The sequence below is a fragment of the Bradyrhizobium sp. USDA 4354 genome, assembly GCF_054060315.1.
This window is the reverse complement of record NZ_JBSSDC010000001.1, coordinates 3,197,153-3,217,428: the sequence shown is the minus strand read 5'-3', so window position 1 is coordinate 3,217,428 and position 20,276 is coordinate 3,197,153. Positions and strand designations below refer to the sequence as shown.

Below are 20,276 nucleotides of genomic sequence, written 5' to 3'. Positions count from 1 at the left end.
GCCCCGGCAAAGGAACGAACATGGAGAGCGGAAAGATGAGTCAAGCGAAGGCGAAACCCGATAAGGAACCGAAGTACATTATCAACATCGAGGGGGAGGAATTTCCCTGGGACGAGGACACGATCACGACCGAACAGATTGCCGAGCTGGGCGGCTGGGACATCTCGCAGGGCGTGATCGAGGTCGACCAGCACAACGTCGAACGGACGCTTGCGCCGGGGGAGACCATCGAGATCAAGCCGGGCCAGGGATTCGGCAAGAAGCACCGCTGGAAGCGTGGCTGATGCGCGCGCGTATCAGCCACGAGCTGGCCCTCCTGCGCCGCCACTTCGGCGACGTCGAGCACGCGGAATCGAACGGGGAAGACTGGTTCAGGATTCCACGTTACATGCTGCCCAAAGGCTGGCGCATCAGCAACGAGGCGGTGAGCGAGCTGCCGGTCTGTTTTCTGATCAAGGGCAACTACCCCGGCGATGCGCCTTACGGATTTCTCACGCTGGCCGGACTGAATTTCGAAGGCGCCGCACCGAATAACACAGGCGCTCCACCTTCGCCGCCACCCTTCTCCGGCGAGTGGCTGCATTTCTCGTGGTCGGTGGAGAATTGGTCGGCAACCGCCGAGGTGGGCAAAGGCTCGAACCTGCTCGCGTGGGTGCGGAGTTTCATGGTGCGATTGCAGGAGGGGGCATGAAGGCATTTTTGAAGTTGGAGAACGGCGCGCTCGATGATTTGATGGCGCACCTGCTGCCGTCTGACTCCGAAGAAGAGCAAGCGGCGTTCCTGTTTTCCCGCACCGTGCGCAGCGATCATCAGGTCACTTTCGAGGTCGCGGAAACGAAGAAGCTTGGTCCTGGCGACTTCATCGTGCAGCAGGACGACTATTTGGAACTGGCCGATGAAACGCGCGCCGCGCTGATCAAGCGCGCGCACGATATCGACACGTCGCTCGTGGAATTGCACTCGCATCCCGGCCCATGGCCCGCGGGCTTCTCTTACGCCGATCGCCTTGGGCTGCAGGAGACCGTGCCGCACATGTGGTGGCGGCTCAAGAAGCGCCCCTATCTCGCCATCGTAGTCGCGAAGTCCGGGTTCGACGCCCTGCTCTGGCTCGACAATCCGAAGATCCCGCGTCCGCTGGACGGGATTGTCGAGGGCAGTCGCGTGCTGAAGCCGACCAACTTTTCTCTGGGAGGCTGGGGATGAGCGATCTTCCTGCCCGCTTCGACCGGAACATCCGCCTCTTCGGCGAGGAAGGCCAGCGCAAGCTGCGAGCCACGAGCGTCGCGGTTATTGGCGTCGGCGGGCTCGGCAGCCCGCTCGTCCAGCACCTCGCCCTGCTCGGCATCGGCGGCATCACGCTGGTCGACGACGAGGAACTGGACGAGACAAATCGCAACCGCTTCGTCGGCGCAAGAAATGATGATCCGGTGCCTGGCAGTCCAAAAGTCGAACTGGCCGCGCGTCTTGTGCGCGAGATCGATCCCACCATTCGCGTCACTCCGATAAGGGCAAGCCTGATCAGCGAAGAAGTGTTTGCTACCGTGAAGCAGGCCGATTGGATATTTGGCTGCTTCGATGAGGACGGCCCGCGCGCGATTCTGAACGAATTGTGCGCCGCCTACGCGAAGTCCTATATCGATCTCGCCTCGGACGTACCGGAGGAAGGCGTCTACGGCGGACGCATCTGCGTCGCATGGCAGGGCGGCGGCTGCCTGCACTGCCTAGATGCTCTCGATCGGCGCGATGTCGAACTATACCTGAGCACGGACGCCGAGAAGGCGAGCCGCGCCGCAATCTACGGCGTACCGGTGGAGGTGCTGCGCGAGACCGGGCCTTCCGTGTCGCCCATCAACGGCGTCGTCTCCGCGCTCGCCGCAACCGAGTTCATGGTCGGTGTCACCGGCGTGAGAGAGCCGCAACGCCTGATCAACTATTATGGCCAAGTCCCCAAACTCACCACGGCGAAGCCGAAACCGGATTGCTATTACTGCGAAGGAATTCGCGGCAAACCGCAAGACGCGGATGCCGAGCGCTTCCTGCGGATGCCACATCTTCGTGAAAACCGGCGGAGGGAAACGCGCTGAATCAGAGAACCCGGAACCGCCCGCTGCGGTTCGGGAGATTTCTCCTTGCCGTTCGAAAGACAGAGCTCTGGTGCCAGCTACTGACCAGCTACTACGTTGCCTGCCGGCCCGTATCTCGTCATACGCACGAACAGCATGAAGTGCTCTGCTCTTCAAGGAAAACGTGCTGCGTGGATACGTGAGGCTCGTGGCCGAGCGTAACGGTGTAAAGCTCGGCGCCGACGCAACGTTTCAAGCTTTTGATCTACGACTTGCCATTGGTTCACCTCGGCTATGCGCCGGACTTTGCGACCCAAAGTATGATTGCCCAGTGTCGCGGCCCGTTGGACAACGACTTCAAGTCATTCGGTCTGCTATACTTTAAAAATGCAAGATGATCTGAGCAGCCGACGTCAGCGGGCGGCCATATGGGGTTTCTGCTTCCTTCTTTCGATTGTTATTCAGCAATCCGTGTTGCGGGCTCTGAATGCACTACAGCCGGGGATCACACTCAACTTCCTCGCATTCACTATTGTGACGCTCGCTTTTTTGCCACGTTCATTTTGCATGTACGGGGCTACGCATCCCTGAGATACAAATATAGTCTTGCTGCTTCGATGGATGTCCAGCGGATTCGCTCTGGTGCTAATCGTGTTGTGCCTTGGCAATTTGGCAGATATCTATGCTGTAGGTGTAGGGGCGGATGATCTGCTTACAAAGGCATTCATTGGTTTTAGTTTCATCTTTTATGTAGCTGAATTGTCGGGTCTTGGCTTTGGTGCTTCGTTGCTGGGACAGAAGCTTGGCTTTGTTGCAGTGATGCCGAGCATTGTTGGCATGCTCATACTTGCATATGCGTCGTATTGTGATCTCCCGCTATTGTTCGGATTGAATCCCCGCATTTCCTAGGTTCACTGATCTGGGTACCCATACCCGAAGCTCTTTTCGCTGTTGGGAGCATTGCGCTGTTCTTCCGAGCCGCCGGAGATTCGACGTAGGCATACGCATCCGGATCACCGCAAACCAGCTTTCCCGAGCTCAGCAATAGCTGTAATCTAGAGCAATACTTTGCTTGATCGGCGCCGTCCGGAGGATCTGGAAATGGGCGCACATATTTCGCGAATTGGGTTCGTCTTATTACCCCTTTGCCTGGTCTTCGAGCCGTCGGTTTGTTCTCCTGAGGGCTCGATAGCCTTTAGCCAGGAGCCGGCGGGCGGTTGGCACGCAGGGACGGCTGAAGCGGCTCAAGCTTCGCGGGTTTCTACAGCATGAGAGCAGCGATTTTAGACGTTGTCCGCCTGCGCGAGCCGTTCGAGAGTTTGTGAGAGCCATGCATGCGGATTGACAACATTCATCTTCATCTGTCTGCAGAAGCGTGGCGATGCCCGCCTCGGCCCGGCCGACCCGATGACTGTGGGCACGAGCATTTTGATGCCGGAGGAGTCGTTTAGCATTTTCGTGTAAACCGTCAGACCGTCAGATTTGGTTGCCACTCGCCGCGAGAAATGGATGATGGCCAGCGAGCAATTCCGACTATCACCCTTCTTTTTTCTGTTTGCTCCGTTGCCTGCGCTTTGACGCTCTCGGAAACCCGCCTTGCGGAGTTGCACAAACACTCTCATAGCAATCCTTCTCACCATTGTAGTTGGCCAGCGCTTCGACCAACGGCGGCGTGACGTGCTGTTTCAGCTCGTCGGGGATAGGCTCAGGACCGCCTAGCGAGTTCAACGCCACCTCGACCAATTCGATTGCGCGATCCTTGTTGCCGCTCTCATAATAATACTGCGCGACCGCCCCATAGGTCAGGTACTTGAGGCCACCGTCCCGGTGCGGAGGATTCAGCGCAAGAATGTGTTCGGACAACTCTTTGCCCATCGCAAAGCGCTCGGCAGACGGGACGTGGGAGTTGTCATTCGCCGGATTGAAGAGTTGGCGCAGCGCCTCTTCCATCCACACCTCATTGTTTTTGTCGATCGCGTCGCGAGCGAATTGCCTCATAACCGGCAAGCCAGTCTGCATGTTGCGCAGTTTGTGAAGCAACAGATCCGCATGGCGCGCGCGGAAGTTGAGGTCGTCCGGCATCACCGCGAGGGCCTCTTCGACCGCCGAAACCGCCTTTGCCCAATCCTCCGCCTTCATCGCGGCGAGAATCGGCTCAGTCAGCGCCCGCTTGCGCGTCATTTCATCCATTTCGCGTCGTCCGGTTTCGATCCGCTCTGTGTCGGCGGCTTTAGCTTCATCGCTGGTCCGCCAGCTGCCGTTAAGAACTTTCGGCAAGACGTCATCGAGCTGCATCGGACGACCGATAAAGGCGATGTGGCCGTCACGATCAACGACGAACGAGGTGGGAATCCCGACAGAAAAGCTGGAATCCATCCAAAGCTTGTTCATTTCGCCTGTGGAGTCGAACCCGATCCGAAAGTTCAGGTTCGAGAACTTGTCGGTCAACCACGCGTCCAAGCTTGTTCGGGCCTCGTCCGCCGTTGGAGCTTGTTCGTAAGCTGCGACGCCGAGCAGCTCAAGTCCGCTGTCTTTGTATTTCTCTTGCAGCTCTACTAGATGAGGCATCACTGCCGCACATGGTCCGCACCAAGTTGCCCAAAATTCGACGATGTACACCTTCCCGGGCTGAAAGCTCGTGAGGGGCTCGCCTCGCAGCCAGTTCTCCACCTTGATCGGGGGAGCTGGGGATTCCATGTGCAGTACCATGTTGCTCTCCAAAACTATTGCCACTCGTTGCGCGACTTTGTGTGCTAGCCTGTCTCTCTCAGAAACAGAGCACACGGGTTCAAGAGAAGGCGAGCATCACTCGTTTGCGCATCTGGTCTGCGCTCGGCCCTCACTCCGCGTTTCTGCATCCCAATAGCAACAGACGTGCCATCTCGGTAAGCACGCATCAAGCGCCTGACTACGCTTTGAAAACTCCAAGGCGCCCCAAAAGCAGCCGGTGTTTTGAACCTGACAGACTTTGTCCGGTGTCAGAAGTTGGATCACGAAATCGTTGTGGCTGAGCGCTTGGTTTCATGCTAGCCGATCCGGCAAGACCACTTGTCTAGGACTGCCGCCGCCCTAACGCATCATGTAGCAATGGCAGATAGGATCGTCGCAAGGGAGGCGCGCTCCCGCTCCAGGGTGACCAGCACAAGCTTTGGAATAGGTCTTCCCACCGCCTTCGGCGAGACGATTAAGACGTCGGCTTCGATGATGCCCTCTGAGTGGAGCCTCTTCAGTCGTCGTTGACAGGGCGGTAGCAGAAAGCCCGGCCATTTCGCCGAGCACCTCGCAAGTCAGGCGGTTGTTCTTTTGCACAATGTCTAGGATGTTGGCGTCTATTTCGATCATATCGCATGATCAGCTCCCGCCTGAGGTGAATTCCGCCGCGAAATTCCTGTGCGATGCAGGACATCGTCCGAACCTCAGGAAAGTGCGCCGCAAATAGGTTCAGGACAAGAGTATGCTGAATGAAGATAAGGAGCGCAGGGAAATCAAAGCCATTGCAACCACCATGCTTTCAGACCTGCTGGCAATTCTTGCGGAGGATTTCACGGAAGCCTCTATTCCATCGGGCAGCGCAAGGCGGCGGTTTCCATCAGCAGACCACGAGCGACTGCCCGCTACTGGCTGTTTTTCTGGAGGATGGGCAGAGGATTCACCTCACCGTCACGAAGGCCCGGTCATAATCGTCCTTCCACGAGGGTAATAATCTCCGGTGCCGTTTTCTTCGATATGGCCGGCATCTATGCACCGCCGCTCGAGGTGCTCGGAACAAGGGCGCCTATTATCAATGGGTCAGACGCTTTCGCGACGATCTCGTCTACGAGCCATTCCATGCGGGGGAAAGCGGATTTCGTGAGATCTGAAACGAGACCTCGGTGCCCTTGCAGCGCGGGTGTACTTCTTTGTTGACCGGGACTTCGATGACTTCCGCGGCTTTCAATCCGATCCAGCCACTACATTCTGCACCGATCAGTATTCCATCGAGAACTATTTAGTCACGCGGGAGGTATTGGAGGAACTGTTGAAAGACGATTTCACTGTCCTGCCGAGCCGGATGTACGCGGTGCTTGCATAGCAGTGTTCGACGCAGGGCTAGCCGAATTTCTAGTAGCGACCGAAGCAATCAATTCCGTCTATTTGTCGGGAGAAGGAGGGGTTTCGAACTCAAGAAGAACCTGCCCAATCGGCTCAACAACGCGGCTCAAGTCGCACTTGTCGTTGTGAAACCCATTGCAATCGGCCCGGAGAAGATCGTTATTTTCGATGAACAGATGAGCGCGGAGCAATTCGACGCGCTCAAGGCCGAGTTTACCGGGTTGAACCCGCAGAAGCGCTATCGTGGCAAGTTCAATCTGTTGTTTTTCATGAAATGGCTGGAACTGCTAGCCGCTGAGCGCGCGGCTCAAAACTCAGTTCACTTCAGCAAGCTCGGTAATGCAAATGGCGTCAATTCAGGAGGCATTACGATCGGTGTGCTCGGCTCCAAGTGCGAAGCGCCGGCCGGACTCAAAGAATTTCTGCACACTGTTCATCAGCGACAGTCGAAGCTCATTCCCAGCGTATCCGGTGGTTATCTTCGCCGATGATGCGCTCTAGCAGGTCGTCGAATAGGAGGCGCATCTTGTTGCGTACTTGCTGCGATCGCCTAGCGCGTTCCTTGGTCGGTTTCAGGGAGCTGGCCTTCCGGAAGGGAGAACGCGAACAAAAGCCATCACACCTCTCGACAGGCTCGCTTGCTCGTCGCAGCATTTGAGCATGAAAAAGTCCTCGACCTCGAACTATGCCGTGCTTATCTTGAGTGCAAGCAACTGAGGACAACGCCGTAGGAGCTGCTGCGCGCCACCACGGGACGCCCGCTGCGCACCTGCATTGATGCCTGCTACCGCGCTCGTAGGCACGACTACCTCGATTACTACAAGACGCTGGTACGCGCCTGGCGACCGGGGCATTTCAGTCTCGCCGGCGCGGCCGAAGATGGCCTTACCCTTCGACGGAAAGCGGTGGGGCGTACCGAGCGGCCGCCGGGGCACATCCTCCAGGAGCCGATGCCTCACCTGCGAGGCACGACTGAGAAACAGTACGCGTGCCTGCGTCTGGCGAACCACCTCGGGATCACGGCGGCCGAAGCTAAGGTCGGCAAGTTTGGCGAAGAGGTCGCGTCGTCGTCACCTGGTACGACCGCGAGATCGAAGGATCGCCTCGCCAGACGATTCCACCAGGAAGAGATGTGCCAGGCGCTCGGCGTGCATCCCGCCGTCAAGTACCAGAGCGAGGGCGGCCCCTCGGGGTTGCGTGCCGTTCCCGCGATCCAAAGCGGCCGACGAAGCATTCGAGACGATCGTTCGTGACGTCGCGACCTTGCGCGATCAGCTTGGGGCCGGACATTTTGGCAATGTCAAAGTCCCGACTGCCGGTGATCTGAATGTGCATCCGGGTCTTGTAGGGGCACCGGCAAACGCGTTTCGCGGTGCACTCAAAGCATCGATTGAGAAGCATCTCTCGCCGCAGCGCCTCAACACCATGGCCGCGATGGGCACCGCACCGCCCGAACCCTGGGTTTTCATCTCGATGTTTAAGGGTCCCGCAAGCTGGCCTAATCCCAGGTGATGGCATGCAAGTGGCACAGATGTTCAGCGCTATCGGCGGAAAGCACGTGGTCCCGGAACCGAGCACGGACAATCAAAATCCGACCACTTGTCGACACGCGGCGGTTCACCGGAAAGCATGCCGCCTCATGGTCCGCCTGCTGCGCTAACGCACGAGCCGCCTCCCAACTCGCCGGTCAGCTCGCCGCCGATCTGAACGTCGGCCAACTGACCGATTTCGGACAACTGCGCGCGCACTTTGTGGCCGCTCCTGCCCCTTGTCGCGGCTCACGGCCCAGCTTGCGCGGTCTGCGATCCGTGCCCCCTCATCGGCAGCATAGCGTCCAGCGCCTGATCGATATCATTGCAGATGACCGTTTTGCCGCCATCGCGCGCGATGGACGATTGCGCAATGCGCCGCATGAACTCCTTGATGAAGGCGGCGCTGACGCCCTCGCTCTGTCGCACGGCTTCAGCGACAACGGCCTCCGTGAATGGAAGGCGTTTGCCATAGAGCCGCACCAGCTTGTCGCGGCCATGAGCATCAGGTAAAGGCACCTCGATGACCTGGTCGATCCGGCCAGGCCGCGCAGCGATCGCGCCCTCGAGCTCTTCCAGTCGGTTGGTGGTAAGTAAGAAGAGGGTGTCGGCGTCCTCCTTCAGCCCATCCATCTCATTGAGCAGCTTGTTGAGCAGCACTTCTTCTCTCGTATCTCGCATCTCATTGCGGTCGCGCGCGATCAGATCGACGTCCTCGATCACCACTATACCGGCTGCAACAGCCGGGCGAGGTTCATATATACACCGAGCGCACCGACCTCCCCGGCTGTCATTATTAGGGTGGTCTGATCAGCCAGGTTAGTTGCGAGGTATCGGATCGTGTGGGTCTTGCCGGTGCCGGGCGGGCCATAAAGCAAGATGCCCTTGCGTGTCGATTGGCCGAGCCGGCGCAGCGCATCGCGCATTCCGACAAAGCTCAATACATTTCCATCGAGCAGTTTGAGCACCTTTTCGGGCAGGATCACGTCCGCGCGGTCTAACCCGGGGCCAACGATGCACCGTAATGCCGCGCGAACGGCCGCTGTAATTCGGATCCCTCTCGAGGACAGGATCTTGCCACGGTACGATCCGGCGGATTGTACCGCTCTCTCCAGTTCAACGAAGCAGTGCTGCGCGAAAGACTCGCCGGCCCCGCCGGCGGGCACCGCGACCTCAATGAGCATCATCTCTTCTGGGTCTGTCCCGCATTGTTGAATGGGCTCGCGGTAATAGGACAGCACGACAGCGTAACGAAACTCGTTCGCCACGGATAGCCACAGCCCATTGTGCAGGCATTTGACTGGCGTAGCCTCGCCGTTGTCGAGCTCGTGGTATTGTGGCGACGTCAGCAAGACGGGATCGTTTCCGGCGCGCCGGAGCTGCGCGAATGAAGGCTTCTCCAAAGTCCATCGCTGCTGCAGCAGGCCAAAGAAGCGGACCGGCGAAGCGAACAGCTTGTCGATTGCGATCTGGATGTCCGCGCGCATGTGGCCGGGAAATTGCCGCACCATAGTCACGAGGCTGTTCGGCGGGATATCGGCGAAATGCCAGGCAATCGCGTCACGGGCCCATTCGAACTGGATTTCGGACGGATCTGGCGCCTCGGTTTCGCCAGCAGGCTCGGAGGTGATTTGCAACGTATGTCCTTCAGCTCGGATTCGTTCCTGCGCCGCATCGAAGAGCGCCTTTGCAACTGACGGTGGGAAGGGACCGCACGTGGGCCTTGTCCTGCCGTTCGATCAACATGGAAAGGCCGTAGGCATCGCGCTGATGTCTGCCGAACACCTCCCGGAATAGATCCACCACGAAACCGCGCGGCGTCTTACCGCCATCTTGAAAAACCAGCTGTACAGACTCGGGCACAGTGCAAACTTGATGGCCCATTTGAAGCTCCTAGTATGAGTGAAACGGTTTGTCGTTGGCCTTACTTCGTCTGATGCGCTCTACTCCACGCACGGTTGTTAGAGGAATTTGCGCTTTGCCGTCCAGGCGCCGCACGGACGCCGGAGAACTCATTGGCGGCTCACGGTGCGCCCCATCAAGGCCGGCGTCGATTGGGCCGAATGGCGCAATCGACTGCGATAGCCGAGTAAGGACACGCAGGCTCCAGCGGATCCAACGCACAATCGCGTCGTGTAGCAGGGCGACGGCATGTTTGGGCTTTGTCAGTATGCTCACAGTTGTGCTCTCTCCTGCAGTCCTCACGCGCCGTGTTGGTGTAAAGGGCGAATGATGTCACTGCTTGTCATCCAGCCTCTCTCGTTTCCGGATCTTTCAGCAAAGTTGCATGCCGGTCGCGAAAACGACTCTCAAATTGCTCTTTGCAGGAGACTCGGGAGCATGAGCTTCGCTTCTTCTCGCGAGTTGGAAGATTAGCGAGCGGAAATTCACGCGCATCGCGGTTCTGCCAATGGCTCTAGCCACACTCTGGCCGGACTTTTCGCAACCGACATCCCCCTTTTGGACAAGGGCTAGCTATAGGCCCCGCCGCGCCGGGATACGGCCGCACTGGCGCTAACAACCGCATCACCGATCACTATGATGTCCGCTGACTCTTGGGTTGCGCCTCATCACTGCTGATGTGGTGGATAATAGGCGGCATGGGGCGTCGGCAATCAAGAATAGCCAGCGGTATCGGCGACGCGGTGCCGCATAATGCATCGACAGCTGCGGCATTTTCGTTCTTTGTGCCCAACATCGTTACCGGACAACTCCTGCCGTGTCTCCGGCGGAGCTACCGAATCGGTTCGGTGGCGGCATGGCAGGAAAGACCGGCACGCGCGCGAAGCGCGAGATCACATCAGCGCTGGCGAAGCGTTATCGGGTGGGCGGGCAGCTCGAGAAGGAACGGATTTCAGACGAATTTTGCGCCGTTACGGGGCGGGGTCGTCAACACGGGATCCGAGCACTGAGGGTTCGGCGGTGCCGCGACGACGGGGCCGGAGCTACAGAGCTTTCATTCACGCTGTACTAATTGTGCTATGGGACAGTTCTGAGCGGCTCTGCAGTAAGCGGCTCGTGGCGAGGACCCCGTTCTTCCTTCCGGGTCTCGATCCTCTGTTCAGCTCATTCCACACCTCGTCTCGCCTTAAGGCGTCCTTCTTGTTGTGGAAGAGGTGAAGTGTCGGGCGATCAAGGTCCGCCTCTCGCCGTATAAGCGTGTCGGGATCGACTGCTGTGAACTTCGCTGAGGGATTCCAAACAACGTCCTTGATCCGGCTCTCGCGGTCGCAAGGCGCGGTTACGAGGCGCCGCGTCCTCTCGGATCGATCCCAGTCAATGCAGTGGGCGCGCCGCAGCACGTCAATGAAGAAATAGACCTTTGCGAGATGCATCCTCTCGGGCGCCATCACCTTAAGTGAAAAGAACACGACGCTCCGCGGTGTCAATTGCTCCAGGCGCACGCCGCAATCCGAAACAAAGAAAAAGCAGCTGGTTGGCCTGGAGATGTCGGGAAACGCGTGGGTGTCATCAACTGTTAGGTTCCAAGCCATGGGATTCTGTTGAAGTTCAACACCCTCAATATGCTGATCCATGAGTTGGTACGAACGACTTGGTACACCCCCACTCATCTCCCGTTACAGGGGTAATACATTTCGCTCTCTGCTGTTGAGCTTCTACGCGGCGCCTCCCGATCTGCTCGCGACCTGAAGGTGCCGATAACCTACCGTTATCCGCGCTTCACACGAACGCTGATCCGGCCAAAATCGTCCTGCCGCAGAACGCGGACATCACTTGTGAGATTCGATCGAGCTAATTAGTTCTTGGCGATCGCGCCCTCGCATCCAGCACCGGCTCAGCGGCTCGATCGAAGCCGCGTTCCAGTTAGGGGGTGTCTGCCAACGAATGTTGCGAACGAAGAAATCCACGAGCTTTAGTTTGCAGTAATTGCCTGGCACTCCGTGGTTTGCGTTCGGCACCACAAGCATGTCGAAGAATTTTCCTGCGTCGATAAGACGGTCGGCGAGTTGGAAGGTGGAGGACGGATCGACGTTTTCATCCAGTTCGCCGACGATCAGCAACAGCTTACCTTGTAATCGGTGCGCGTTGTCTACGGCGGAGGATTGTGAATATTCGATGCCGACAGGCCAGCCCATCCACTGCTCATTCCACCAGATCTTGTCCATTCGGTTGTCATAGCAACCACAATTAGCGACCCCAACCTTGTAGAACTCAGAATGGAAGAGGAGTGCGCTCACCGCATTCTGACCACCGGCGGACGCACCAAAAATGCCGAGGTTTGAAATATCGTACCACGGATAGTTTGCGCTTGCGGCCCTGTGCCACAGGATTCGATCCGGAAGGCCACCGTCCTTCAGATTTTTCCAGGCGACGTCGTGGAACGCTCGGGAGCGATTGTTCGTCCCCATCCCATCGATCTGTACAACGACGAATCCAAGTTGCGCGAGCGGCTCGGCCGAGCCCGAGAATGACTTCGGAACGAAAGAACCGTGAGGGCCAGCATATATTCTCTCTACGACCGGATATCGCTTGGTCTGATCGAAATTAATGGGAAGGTGAATGACACCCCAAATATCAGTCTCGCCATCTCTCCCCTTCGCATGAAAGCTGAGCGGCGGCGTCCAGCCAGCAGCCACGAGCTCCGAAATGTCGGCGCTTTCGACCTGCATGAGCTCCGAGTTGTCACTGGTTCGGTATAAGACCAAGCTCGGCGGAAGGTCGATTCGTGAACACAGGTCTACATAGTAGCGGCCATCTGGCGAGAACTCGATGTGATGATTTGCCGCTCGAGGCGTGAGCGCAGTCAGGCCCGTCCCGTCAAAGTCGATTCGGTAGCCATGGATGAAGTAAGGATCTTCGCCTGCGTTCATTCCGCTCGCGCCAAACCAGATCTGGCGCCTCACCGGATCGACAAAATAGACCGTGCGGACCACCCAATTGCCTCTTGTGATCTGATTTTTAAGCTCGCCGCTTCGGCCATCGAAAAGGTACAGATGCTCGTGTCCGTCGCGCTCGGACGCCCAGATGATCTCCTTCCCGTCTGCGACGTTATGCTGAAAGATTTTACCCGTGCACTCCTGGTCCATGTTTAGCGGCTGATAGTCGACGAAGGTCTTGCTGCACTCATCGATCAGCGAGCGGACTTCTCCGGTGGCTGCTACCACTTCTAGAAGGCGATAGAGCTGATGACCTCGTTGATTATACTTAAAAGTGAAACCTCGACTGTCCTCCCACCACTCGATCGGCGAAAGTTCGTATGGATTTCGGAATAGATTGTTGTCGAGTTGGATCTCGCGTCGGCTGCCGATCTCAAACAGCACTGGATGTGATCCTGTCAACAGGTCGCCAGGTTTAGGATACGTCATCGTCCGGCGCCTCGGATGAAGCTGGTCGGTCGGAGACGATTCGACGAAATGAATCTTACGCTCGTATCCGGGGCGGAACCGGTATCCCGCAAGATAGCGCGAGTTCGGAGACCAACTCAGTGTCGACAACCCGTAATAGTTGCTCTCGGATCCGTCCCAGGTCAAGGGCATGTCCTGCGAGCCATCCTTGCTGCACAGGAATAGATTGTGCCTATTGATATAGGCCAGCCATTTACCATCAGGAGATGCGCTTTTCTCCTCCGGATCATTTTCTACCGGAGGGCTGGCATAGGGGTTCTCCTCATGGACTTTGGAGGAAGCGTTCTGGGCTCGACAAGTGTAGCTCACAAGATCGCAGCTCCACCTGGTGTTATCGATCTGGAAGCTGATCTCGCGACCATCGCTAGCCAGGTCAAAGCGACGGAATGGCAGATTGTCAGCGTCGTAATGCCTCTGCGTTGCTCCGGTCAGGGCGGCAGCCAGCTTTTCATGATCGAAGGCCAGCTGTTTTGCGCCCTTGACAGCGTTCACTAGGATGAATTGGCGCCGGCCCCTTACCCTTCGGCAATAAGCAAAGGCCTCACCATCTGACATCCAGAACGGCACGTCCGCGACATCGACCGTGAGCTGAGCATAGTAGCCGTTGATCGAAAGCGCTCGTTCGTAATCCGCTACCTGCAGGATCTCGTGTCCCATTGTGTCTTTCCGGCGGTTCACGGCTTCCTCCTCCTCTAAGCTAACGGATCGACCGTTAAGGTGCCCGTATACGAAAGGAGCAATAAGGCTCGCTGATCGGGTGCGGCTAAGTCGTCCGCCGAAAGATCTCCAGTGCGCTTTCGGTTCAATCCCCCGTGAGCTCCGTTCCAAGTCCTCCCTGCAGAAATGATGCCATCGAAGCTGCGGGCGTTATGACATTGTTACTGATACCCTTGGCGGTTAGAGCACAAGAAGAGTAACGCGAACACGAATGTGTAACACAGAATGGAGTTCGGCAGTATCGGCAGGTCAAGCGAACAAGGTTAGGCAGCGGTCATCTCCCGGAGCCGTGACTCTCGAGAAATATCAACCTGCTTCGGACGCGAGTGCGAGGGCATACAAGCACACGCGACCTTGCACAGTTGCGCCACAGCACGCGGTTTCAAGTGGCATGTAAGGGTGCCAGATTCTCCGAGCCGGCGCGGATGTCCGTTGCGGTGTCGTGGCATTTGTTCGAAGGACATCCAACGCGTTTGATGCAATCTTGGCTGAATTGCTTCAATCCTGTCATCGGGCGCTACTCTAGTCGCGGTCCGCTTGGTGAGCAGCGATTTCCACCAGAGTGCTTTGGACCAGACCAGGAACATATCGTCCTGCACTCCGGCGCTGGGCCCCGTCTTTGAGGCCGTTTCAGGATTCGCCACGGTGGCCCTCGCGGCCGCGGGCGCAGCCCCATTTCCTTCATGCGATGCGAAGGTATTAGGCCTCAGCGTTCATCCACTGATCGCGCGGGTTCTCGCGACTGATGCGGTGACGAAGGGTGTGCCGGATCCAGACGCGTCAGTCCGCCTTCGGTCCTGATTGTCACCCCTGAACGAAATGGACTCATTCGCCCTCAAGCCGGCCCCCAGGAGCATCGAAATCCTCGTGCCCCAGAAAACTTGCCGATCCGGACCTGGCTCGTTATCAAACCGTCAAAATCACTGTGACGAGCTACTAGGGAGTCGTAACACTCGATTATTGAGATAGATTGAACCAGAGGCTGCAAGGTTTGTTGCATGAGAGAACGCTGACGGGGCCATTGATTAAGAGTGATCCTCGACCTAAGAACATCAATAGCTTACTGGCCGCACCACAGGCTTACCCTACCAAAGTGGCACATTCGTTGGGTCATCGGCGGACCAAAGCATCGAGAATACGACGTAGCGTCCCCATCAGCCCCGCCATCGAAGCGGATGCGGTGCCCGGTACCAAGATCAATCTCGATGATGCCCTGTCCTTCGTCGACGCGCCACCGTTGTCGTCAATGGCGCTTCGGCCACTTCCGGCGGCGGCACAGACGCCCCAATCTCGACCGCCACGAACGGCGCTATATACTCGCTTCAGCGTGCTTGCAAAGCTTCTTGCGCTACCTAACAGCTGGCTCACATGAAGGCCGGCCATGCGAGCCGCCTCGGAAGCAATGGCGCCGAGCTCCAGCGATGCCGTTGGCCAGCGCTCAGTGGCCGCCCTCGCGTTTCGTCCACAGCATGCCATCGCACCATACGTGGTCAACGCGGTTCCATTGGCAGGCAGATGCCGCATTCGGGAAAAACCCGCGTCCATTGTGATTGGCGCTGGTGTTGCATAGAAGCGGAATGCCCGTCAGGCCTTCGTATTCGACGAGAAGTTCGGCGACTTTGTGCTGAGAGGTCCTGCAAATAGTCTGCAATCGCGCAGATCCGTCCAGATGCACGACAGCCGGGATCTTATCCCGCCATTCTGCTCGTGTTTGGTGCTCGAAGAGCATGTAAGGGTCTGGCGTTCCAGGACTAAAAATATCCGGGGCACGATCCTCCAGGCATATTGGCGCTACAGGCCGGAAGTGCTCGCGAAGCTTGATGTCGTTGAGACGGTCCTTCATTCGCGGCGATGTCGCCGCGGCCAGTATGCTTCTGCTACCCAAAGCCCGAGGTCCAAGCTCCGCGCGGCCGGCAAGGAAAATGACGGGCTTGTTGCTGGCGAGGATGGTTGCAAGGTCACGCATGCTACACGGTGAGCCGTCCCATCGGGGCGGCAGGTCGCCTCGTTCCACGGCTGGACCACTATAGACGGACCACTCCAATGGTACAAAACCTTGGTCCGCCGCCAATGCGGAGCAAGCAGCACCTATTGCCGAGCCACTGTCATTCGGAAAGGGGGGCACCCAGATAGCATCGAACAAGCCGGCAGCTCGTAGTGCGCTATTCCATTTTATGTTGAGACCGCAGCCGCCGGTTATGCACAGATTGCGCGCGGGAAGGCTCGAATGCCTCTGTATAGCACTCGCGAGCTTGCTAACGAGCAGTCGCTCTTGGAAGCAATGAAAGGATGCAAGCACATTTGCGGGGGGTTTGGCCTTTAACCGTAGCGCGCAGGCATCGAAGAACGCATGGACAGGCTCAAGCGCAGCGTCCTCGCTGCAACGACCGACTGGCTCCGTAAACGTGCTAAAGTGATTTTCGTAGAGCCCCTGAAACACCTCGACGATGCTTTCATCGACTGAACCGAGCGCGATGTAGGCCATCAACTTGCCCGCAACACCGAGGTCCCACTTGGTCCGGTTCGCCTGCTTGTATGGTCCGAAGTGATAGCCTGCGGCAGCATAAGCATGCCCGATCAGCGGGAAGAGACACTCGAGGAACTTGGCTGCGCGGCGTTCCACATGGTAGAGACGCGGAAAGGAGGCGCCGTCCCACACCAGACAGAACGCGGGCTGCCCGGCCTTGGCGAAAGGGCTAGTGCAAAAAGCGGAAGCCACATGGGCTGTGACATGCGGATAGCTTTGATAAGGGAAGGCGCTCCCGTTTAGCATCAGCCCAGAGCCGTCGTGCGCTATGAGGAGGCCTTCGGCCTCGCCCTCAACATACGGCGCCCCTTTAAGGGTAATGGGTGCAGTCCCACTGAGAACCTGAAATTGTGACTCAACCTCGCCCCACCATCCGTCGATGACGAACCGATCAACGTCACGCGGATCTAAACCGTGCTCTGCCAAAGCGACAACAACTGCATCGAGATTGTCGATTTTTCGATATCTCGGATTATTGTCTCGCTTTTCCTGCTCGACACAAAAGACAAGCCGTCCGTCCTCGATAAGGGCGACTGCTCCGTCATGGGTCAGTTTGATACCGCAGATGCGCATACTGTCTTCGAACCTAATGTCGGTGATCCACACGATTTGAGGGCGCCGCAACTGTTGCTCATGTCGCGAGACTCAGATGGGCTCCCATCTGTCACGATGCACACTCTGGGCCAGTTCCAATCAGAGGAATCGCTTGCGATTGTCCGATCAAAGTCGGAGTTGGAAGCGACTTGACCGATTCGTAACACCGGACGCGTTCGGTTTCGGACCAAGCACTCCCGCCTACGACAACAATATGCGTGCGCGCGACCTTCGGCCCGTTCGCCTTCTACCGACGTCGAGCGAACGAGTGCAGCGGAACTCTCTACCGGTTAAACGAGATCATGGCCGCGCGATGCCACCGAGTGGGTCACGGTGAAACAAACCAACTTTGTAATTCAGTTAGAACCTAGGCATTCACTCTAGCACGACCTCAAATAGGCCGTGGCGAACCGCGCGTATCATAGGTGCCATATACTGAGATGGGGGGAAATCAGTAAGACCGAATGCGCTTGTCTGCACCGCTCTTGGGTTGAAGGAAAGCGCCGTTCAGGGGCCACCTACCGGGGGAACGGGGTGATCTGCGAGTCTGCGATTCGGTTTAGCCGTTAGGCTTAGAATGGCCTCAGTGCATACTGCTATCACGGAGCCGGTGCGGCGGCTCGAGGTCTTCACCGGAGCCGGCCGTCGGCAGAAGTGGAGCGACGAGGACAAGGCCCGGATTGTTGCGGAGTTCGTTACGACTGGCGAGTCGGTGCTCGGTAGCGCGACGGCATGGATTGTCGCCGCAGCAATTGTTTGGCTGGCGCCGTCAGTCGCGAGAAGCAGGCGCGTCATTTCGAAGAAGAAGTACAGTTTGTGCCGGCGGTGGTGGATGCCGTAGTGCCGGCGGCTGCTCTTGGGCGCGAGCGCAAAACGGTGCGCTGCAAGACCAAGGCGGATACCGGGGTCATCGAGATCGAAGTCGACGGCATCACGATCCGGGCGGGCCGTGGTGCGGACCCGACGATGATTGCGTCGATCGTCTAGGCGCTGAAGGCGAGCCGGTGTGTGCGGTCTGGATGATGGTGGCGACCAAACGGTAGACTTCCGCAAGGGAATGGAGGGCTTGCTACCCTGGTGCGCGAGAGCATGGGGCAAATCCGTTCTCGGGAGCTGTCTATGTGTTCCGGGCCAAGCGGGCGGAGCGGGTCAAGCTGGTGTTCTGGGACGGAACGGGCCTGTGTCTGTTCGTCAAGCGGCTCGAGGATGGGATCTTCCGCTGGCCGAAGATCGCGGACGGCGTAATGCCTATCGGCGGCGCAATTCTCAGCATTGCTCGAAGGTCTCGACTGGCGGGCGTGTCCACGAGGGACGCGAGACGCGGGCGCCAACGCAAGCGTTGTTGGCGGTCGGTCTGAAGCGCGACGATCCGAGCTTCACCGCTCCGATCTTCGCCAACCTCTTCGCCGACGAGGAAGGTGAGGGCTTCAGCCTGATCTGGTCCCGTCCCAGCCGTCGCAACGGTGACTGACCCGATCCACAACGCCTCGCCCGACTGGTCCGGGCGGGGCATTACCTTGCGCAGGAGCCGGCCGCGATCTTGCGGCAGCGTCGCCCCCGACCATGCGAGCTTCGCAGGACGCGCGCACCGATTCCCTCAAGGAGCTTTAGTCGCAAGTAACCGAGGGCGCATCATCGTGCTTGAGGTGTCGCTTTCGGACATTGTAACTCACCAGCCAGATCACGCCGACCGCGATCGGCACGAAGGCTGCGGTCAAGAACGAGGGCTCTACTCGCAGTCCGACATCATGCGCGCCCTTGGCAAGATAGCTGAACAAGCTGACCACATAATATCCTATCGCCCCGACCGACAATCCTTCGACCGTGCACTGCAGCCGAAGTTGCTGTCTCGCGCGCTCGTTGATAGCCTGCAACAGGTCACGATTCTGTCGTTCGATTTCGACGTCGACCCGGGTTCGCAACAGATCGGCGGCGCGCGCGAGCTTGACCGACAGAGTTGCCTGGCGATCCTCCACAGTTGCGCAGGTTCGCATCGCCGGCGCCATGCGGCGTGCCAGAAACGACGACCAGGTTGGATATCCCGAGACATCGTTGCCTTCAATGATGGATAGTCGCGATTGGACCAGCTCGTTATAGGCCCTGCTGGCGCCGAATCGAAACAGGCTGCCGGTCGCTCCTCTTTCGAAGGATGCGGCCAAAGCCGTCAGCTCGGCAAGCAGATGGTTGTTGAACTGCAGCCCCTTGCCGCTTTGCATTTTCTCGAGCGCCTCAACAAGACGGCGGTCGATGCGATCAACAGATGGTGCAAGCTCAAGGGCCGCCGACAAGCCAAGCAGCGCCAATGGACGGTAGGTCTCGATTTCCAGGAGCCGTTGCACGAGCGCTCCGAGATCGTGCGACGTCAACCCGAGGTCGCAGACGAGGATTTTCGTGAAGCCTTTTTCGTCTACGCGGAAGTCTGAAGCGGCAACGGCTGCGCCGCTCTTTGTGGCAACCATGGCCAGGCTGTTCTTGTCAAAAATCTGTTCGGCCCGCCTGGTCGGCGAGGCGTCCCGCTCCACTTCTAGCCTGATCGCGACCAGCAACTGTCCGGTCTGACGTAACGCGCGGATCAGCGATCGGACGGTGCCATCAACTTCGTCAAAATGGTCTGGGGCAGAACAATTTGCGTTGGTCCAGATCCAGGTGAATGTTGTAAATTCCGAATGCTGCTCCCAGCGTAGCGTAGCGGGCCCGATGACAATCTGATGAAGTTTCGCCGATTGCTCAGGCGGAGTAAGATTGCGCTCGAGGCAAAAATCGATAAAACGGCAGCGATCGCTTGTGGCTGCCTCGCCCTGTGCAAGAAAAGCGAAGTGGATCACGCTGAAGGGCGAAACAAGGCGCATGAAGGGGCGCGCGTGCACTTCGCCGAGCACAGCGTCGCGTTGCGGATGTGGCGTGAAGGTTCGCAGATCCAGTTCATCGATCATGTATTGACGCCTCGCTTCAGGGTGAGCAGGCAACCGTCAGCCTTGACGCGGGAGGCAATGGCGGTGCTGGGAAATGGTCGCGCGCGGCTAGGTTGCTGATCGAGTCATGTCGACGATCACTACCGAGGCCGCCCTGAACTCGGGAAAGAGGTCTTGCGGGAGGAAGGTCAGGCCAGGCAGATTGAGATGGAGCCGCCTCATCCAGCTTTCGAATGACGCCATCAACGTATGGTCCGGTGTCTATGGCAAAATGCCGGCATTGTGGCTCAATAGGTGTAGCGGCGCGCCAGCAAGCCGTTCCGCGACCTTGGCGGTGGCTCGCGGCACCGTTCGACGAATGCCTAGATTTACGTGAACATGGTTGTCTGTCTCCGAAACCTACCGACATCGTCCGCCACCGAAGGGGTGCCGCGTGCAAGTGAAGATACGCCGGCCCTCTTCTGAAAGCAGTTTTC

The 20,276-nt window shown here is 58.1% G+C and carries 17 protein-coding genes and 3 pseudogenes; 13 read left to right on the top strand and 7 right to left on the bottom strand.

From position 1 onward, the window contains the following. Positions 1–35 precede the first annotated feature (35 nt). The 5 genes from ACVIIV_RS14970 to ACVIIV_RS14950 all read left to right on the top strand — a co-directional run bounded on the left by ACVIIV_RS14970 (position 36) and on the right by ACVIIV_RS14950 (position 2,972). A complete protein-coding gene (locus ACVIIV_RS14970) occupies positions 36–284 on the top strand; it encodes a multiubiquitin domain-containing protein (protein ID WP_456744874.1) in 249 nt (82 codons plus the stop codon). After that, on the top strand, positions 284–691 hold the full coding sequence (locus ACVIIV_RS14965; RefSeq protein ID WP_456744873.1) for a hypothetical protein: 408 nt from the start codon (positions 284–286) through the stop codon (positions 689–691). The genes ACVIIV_RS14970 and ACVIIV_RS14965 overlap by 1 nt, the downstream gene beginning before the upstream one ends. A gap of 8 nt (positions 692–699) precedes the next feature. Then, the gene (locus ACVIIV_RS14960) at positions 700–1,203 is read left to right on the top strand and encodes a hypothetical protein (protein ID WP_456744872.1); all 504 of its coding nucleotides are present in this window, start codon (positions 700–702) and stop codon (positions 1,201–1,203) included. Beyond that, a complete protein-coding gene (locus ACVIIV_RS14955) occupies positions 1,200–2,084 on the top strand; it encodes a HesA/MoeB/ThiF family protein (protein ID WP_456744871.1) in 885 nt (294 codons plus the stop codon). The genes ACVIIV_RS14960 and ACVIIV_RS14955 overlap by 4 nt, the downstream gene beginning before the upstream one ends. Before the next feature lie 621 nt (positions 2,085–2,705). Continuing rightward, positions 2,706–2,972: a hypothetical protein gene (locus ACVIIV_RS14950; RefSeq protein ID WP_456744870.1), complete on the top strand. Its 267-nt coding sequence runs from the start codon at positions 2,706–2,708 to the stop codon at positions 2,970–2,972. Positions 2,973–3,599: 627 nt separating this feature from the next. Here the strand turns inward: ACVIIV_RS14950 and ACVIIV_RS14945 are convergent. After that, positions 3,600–4,772 (bottom strand): redoxin family protein, encoded by a 1,173-nt coding sequence (locus tag ACVIIV_RS14945; RefSeq protein ID WP_456744869.1) that lies wholly within the window; start codon positions 4,770–4,772, stop codon positions 3,600–3,602. A gap of 398 nt (positions 4,773–5,170) precedes the next feature. Then, a pseudogene (locus tag ACVIIV_RS14940) lies at positions 5,171–5,412 on the bottom strand (winged helix-turn-helix transcriptional regulator); the annotation flags it as partial. Positions 5,413–5,517: 105 nt separating this feature from the next. On the opposite strand from ACVIIV_RS14940, the gene ACVIIV_RS14935 reads away from it, so the two are divergent. The 5 genes from ACVIIV_RS14935 to ACVIIV_RS14915 all read left to right on the top strand — a co-directional run bounded on the left by ACVIIV_RS14935 (position 5,518) and on the right by ACVIIV_RS14915 (position 7,667). After that, positions 5,518–5,763, top strand: coding sequence for a hypothetical protein (locus tag ACVIIV_RS14935; protein WP_456744868.1), 246 nt, complete (start codon positions 5,518–5,520; stop codon positions 5,761–5,763). 189 nt (positions 5,764–5,952) lie between these two features. After that, positions 5,953–6,135 carry a DUF4435 domain-containing protein gene (locus tag ACVIIV_RS14930; protein ID WP_456744867.1) on the top strand — a complete coding sequence of 61 codons (183 nt, stop codon included), beginning with the start codon at positions 5,953–5,955 and terminating at the stop codon, positions 6,133–6,135. Positions 6,136–6,280: 145 nt separating this feature from the next. Next, the gene (locus ACVIIV_RS14925) at positions 6,281–6,646 is read left to right on the top strand and encodes a hypothetical protein (protein ID WP_456744866.1); all 366 of its coding nucleotides are present in this window, start codon (positions 6,281–6,283) and stop codon (positions 6,644–6,646) included. Positions 6,647–6,889: 243 nt separating this feature from the next. Next, positions 6,890–7,408: a HipA domain-containing protein gene (locus tag ACVIIV_RS14920; protein ID WP_456748728.1), complete on the top strand. Its 519-nt coding sequence runs from the start codon at positions 6,890–6,892 to the stop codon at positions 7,406–7,408. After that, entirely contained in the window at positions 7,353–7,667 is a 315-nt protein-coding gene (locus tag ACVIIV_RS14915) for a hypothetical protein (RefSeq protein ID WP_456744865.1), read from the top strand. Before ACVIIV_RS14920 ends, ACVIIV_RS14915 begins: the two co-directional genes overlap by 56 nt. Before the next feature lie 266 nt (positions 7,668–7,933). On the opposite strand, the gene ACVIIV_RS14910 is transcribed toward ACVIIV_RS14915, so the two are convergent. The 4 genes from ACVIIV_RS14910 to nodU all read right to left on the bottom strand — a co-directional run bounded on the left by ACVIIV_RS14910 (position 7,934) and on the right by nodU (position 16,867). After that, positions 7,934–8,407 carry an AAA family ATPase gene (locus tag ACVIIV_RS14910; protein WP_456744864.1) on the bottom strand — a complete coding sequence of 158 codons (474 nt, stop codon included), beginning with the start codon at positions 8,405–8,407 and terminating at the stop codon, positions 7,934–7,936. 2 nt (positions 8,408–8,409) lie between these two features. Then, positions 8,410–9,321, bottom strand: coding sequence for an AAA family ATPase (locus ACVIIV_RS14905; RefSeq protein WP_456744863.1), 912 nt, complete (start codon positions 9,319–9,321; stop codon positions 8,410–8,412). A 2,094-nt stretch (positions 9,322–11,415) separates the two neighbouring features. Then, positions 11,416–13,707 (bottom strand): DPP IV N-terminal domain-containing protein, encoded by a 2,292-nt coding sequence (locus ACVIIV_RS14900; RefSeq protein ID WP_456744862.1) that lies wholly within the window; start codon positions 13,705–13,707, stop codon positions 11,416–11,418. A gap of 1,498 nt (positions 13,708–15,205) precedes the next feature. After that, entirely contained in the window at positions 15,206–16,867 is a 1,662-nt protein-coding gene (gene nodU / locus ACVIIV_RS14895) for a nodulation protein NodU (RefSeq protein ID WP_456748727.1), read from the bottom strand. Positions 16,868–17,568: 701 nt separating this feature from the next. On the opposite strand from nodU, the gene ACVIIV_RS14890 reads away from it, so the two are divergent. From ACVIIV_RS14890 to ACVIIV_RS14880, 3 genes and pseudogenes are all read left to right on the top strand, one after another. Continuing rightward, complete coding sequence (locus ACVIIV_RS14890; RefSeq protein WP_456744861.1) at positions 17,569–17,931, top strand: transposase; 363 nt, start codon at positions 17,569–17,571, stop codon at positions 17,929–17,931. A gap of 57 nt (positions 17,932–17,988) precedes the next feature. Next, positions 17,989–18,246: pseudogene (tnpB, locus tag ACVIIV_RS14885) on the top strand (IS66 family insertion sequence element accessory protein TnpB); the annotation flags it as partial. After that, positions 18,237–18,359: pseudogene (locus ACVIIV_RS14880) on the top strand (DUF736 family protein); the annotation flags it as partial. The pseudogenes tnpB and ACVIIV_RS14880, both read left to right, overlap by 10 nt. 136 nt (positions 18,360–18,495) lie before the next feature. Here ACVIIV_RS14880 and ACVIIV_RS14875 read toward each other — a convergent pair. Further along, a complete protein-coding gene (locus tag ACVIIV_RS14875; protein WP_456744860.1) occupies positions 18,496–19,821 on the bottom strand; it encodes a DUF3422 family protein in 1,326 nt (441 codons plus the stop codon). Positions 19,822–20,276 lie beyond the last annotated feature (455 nt).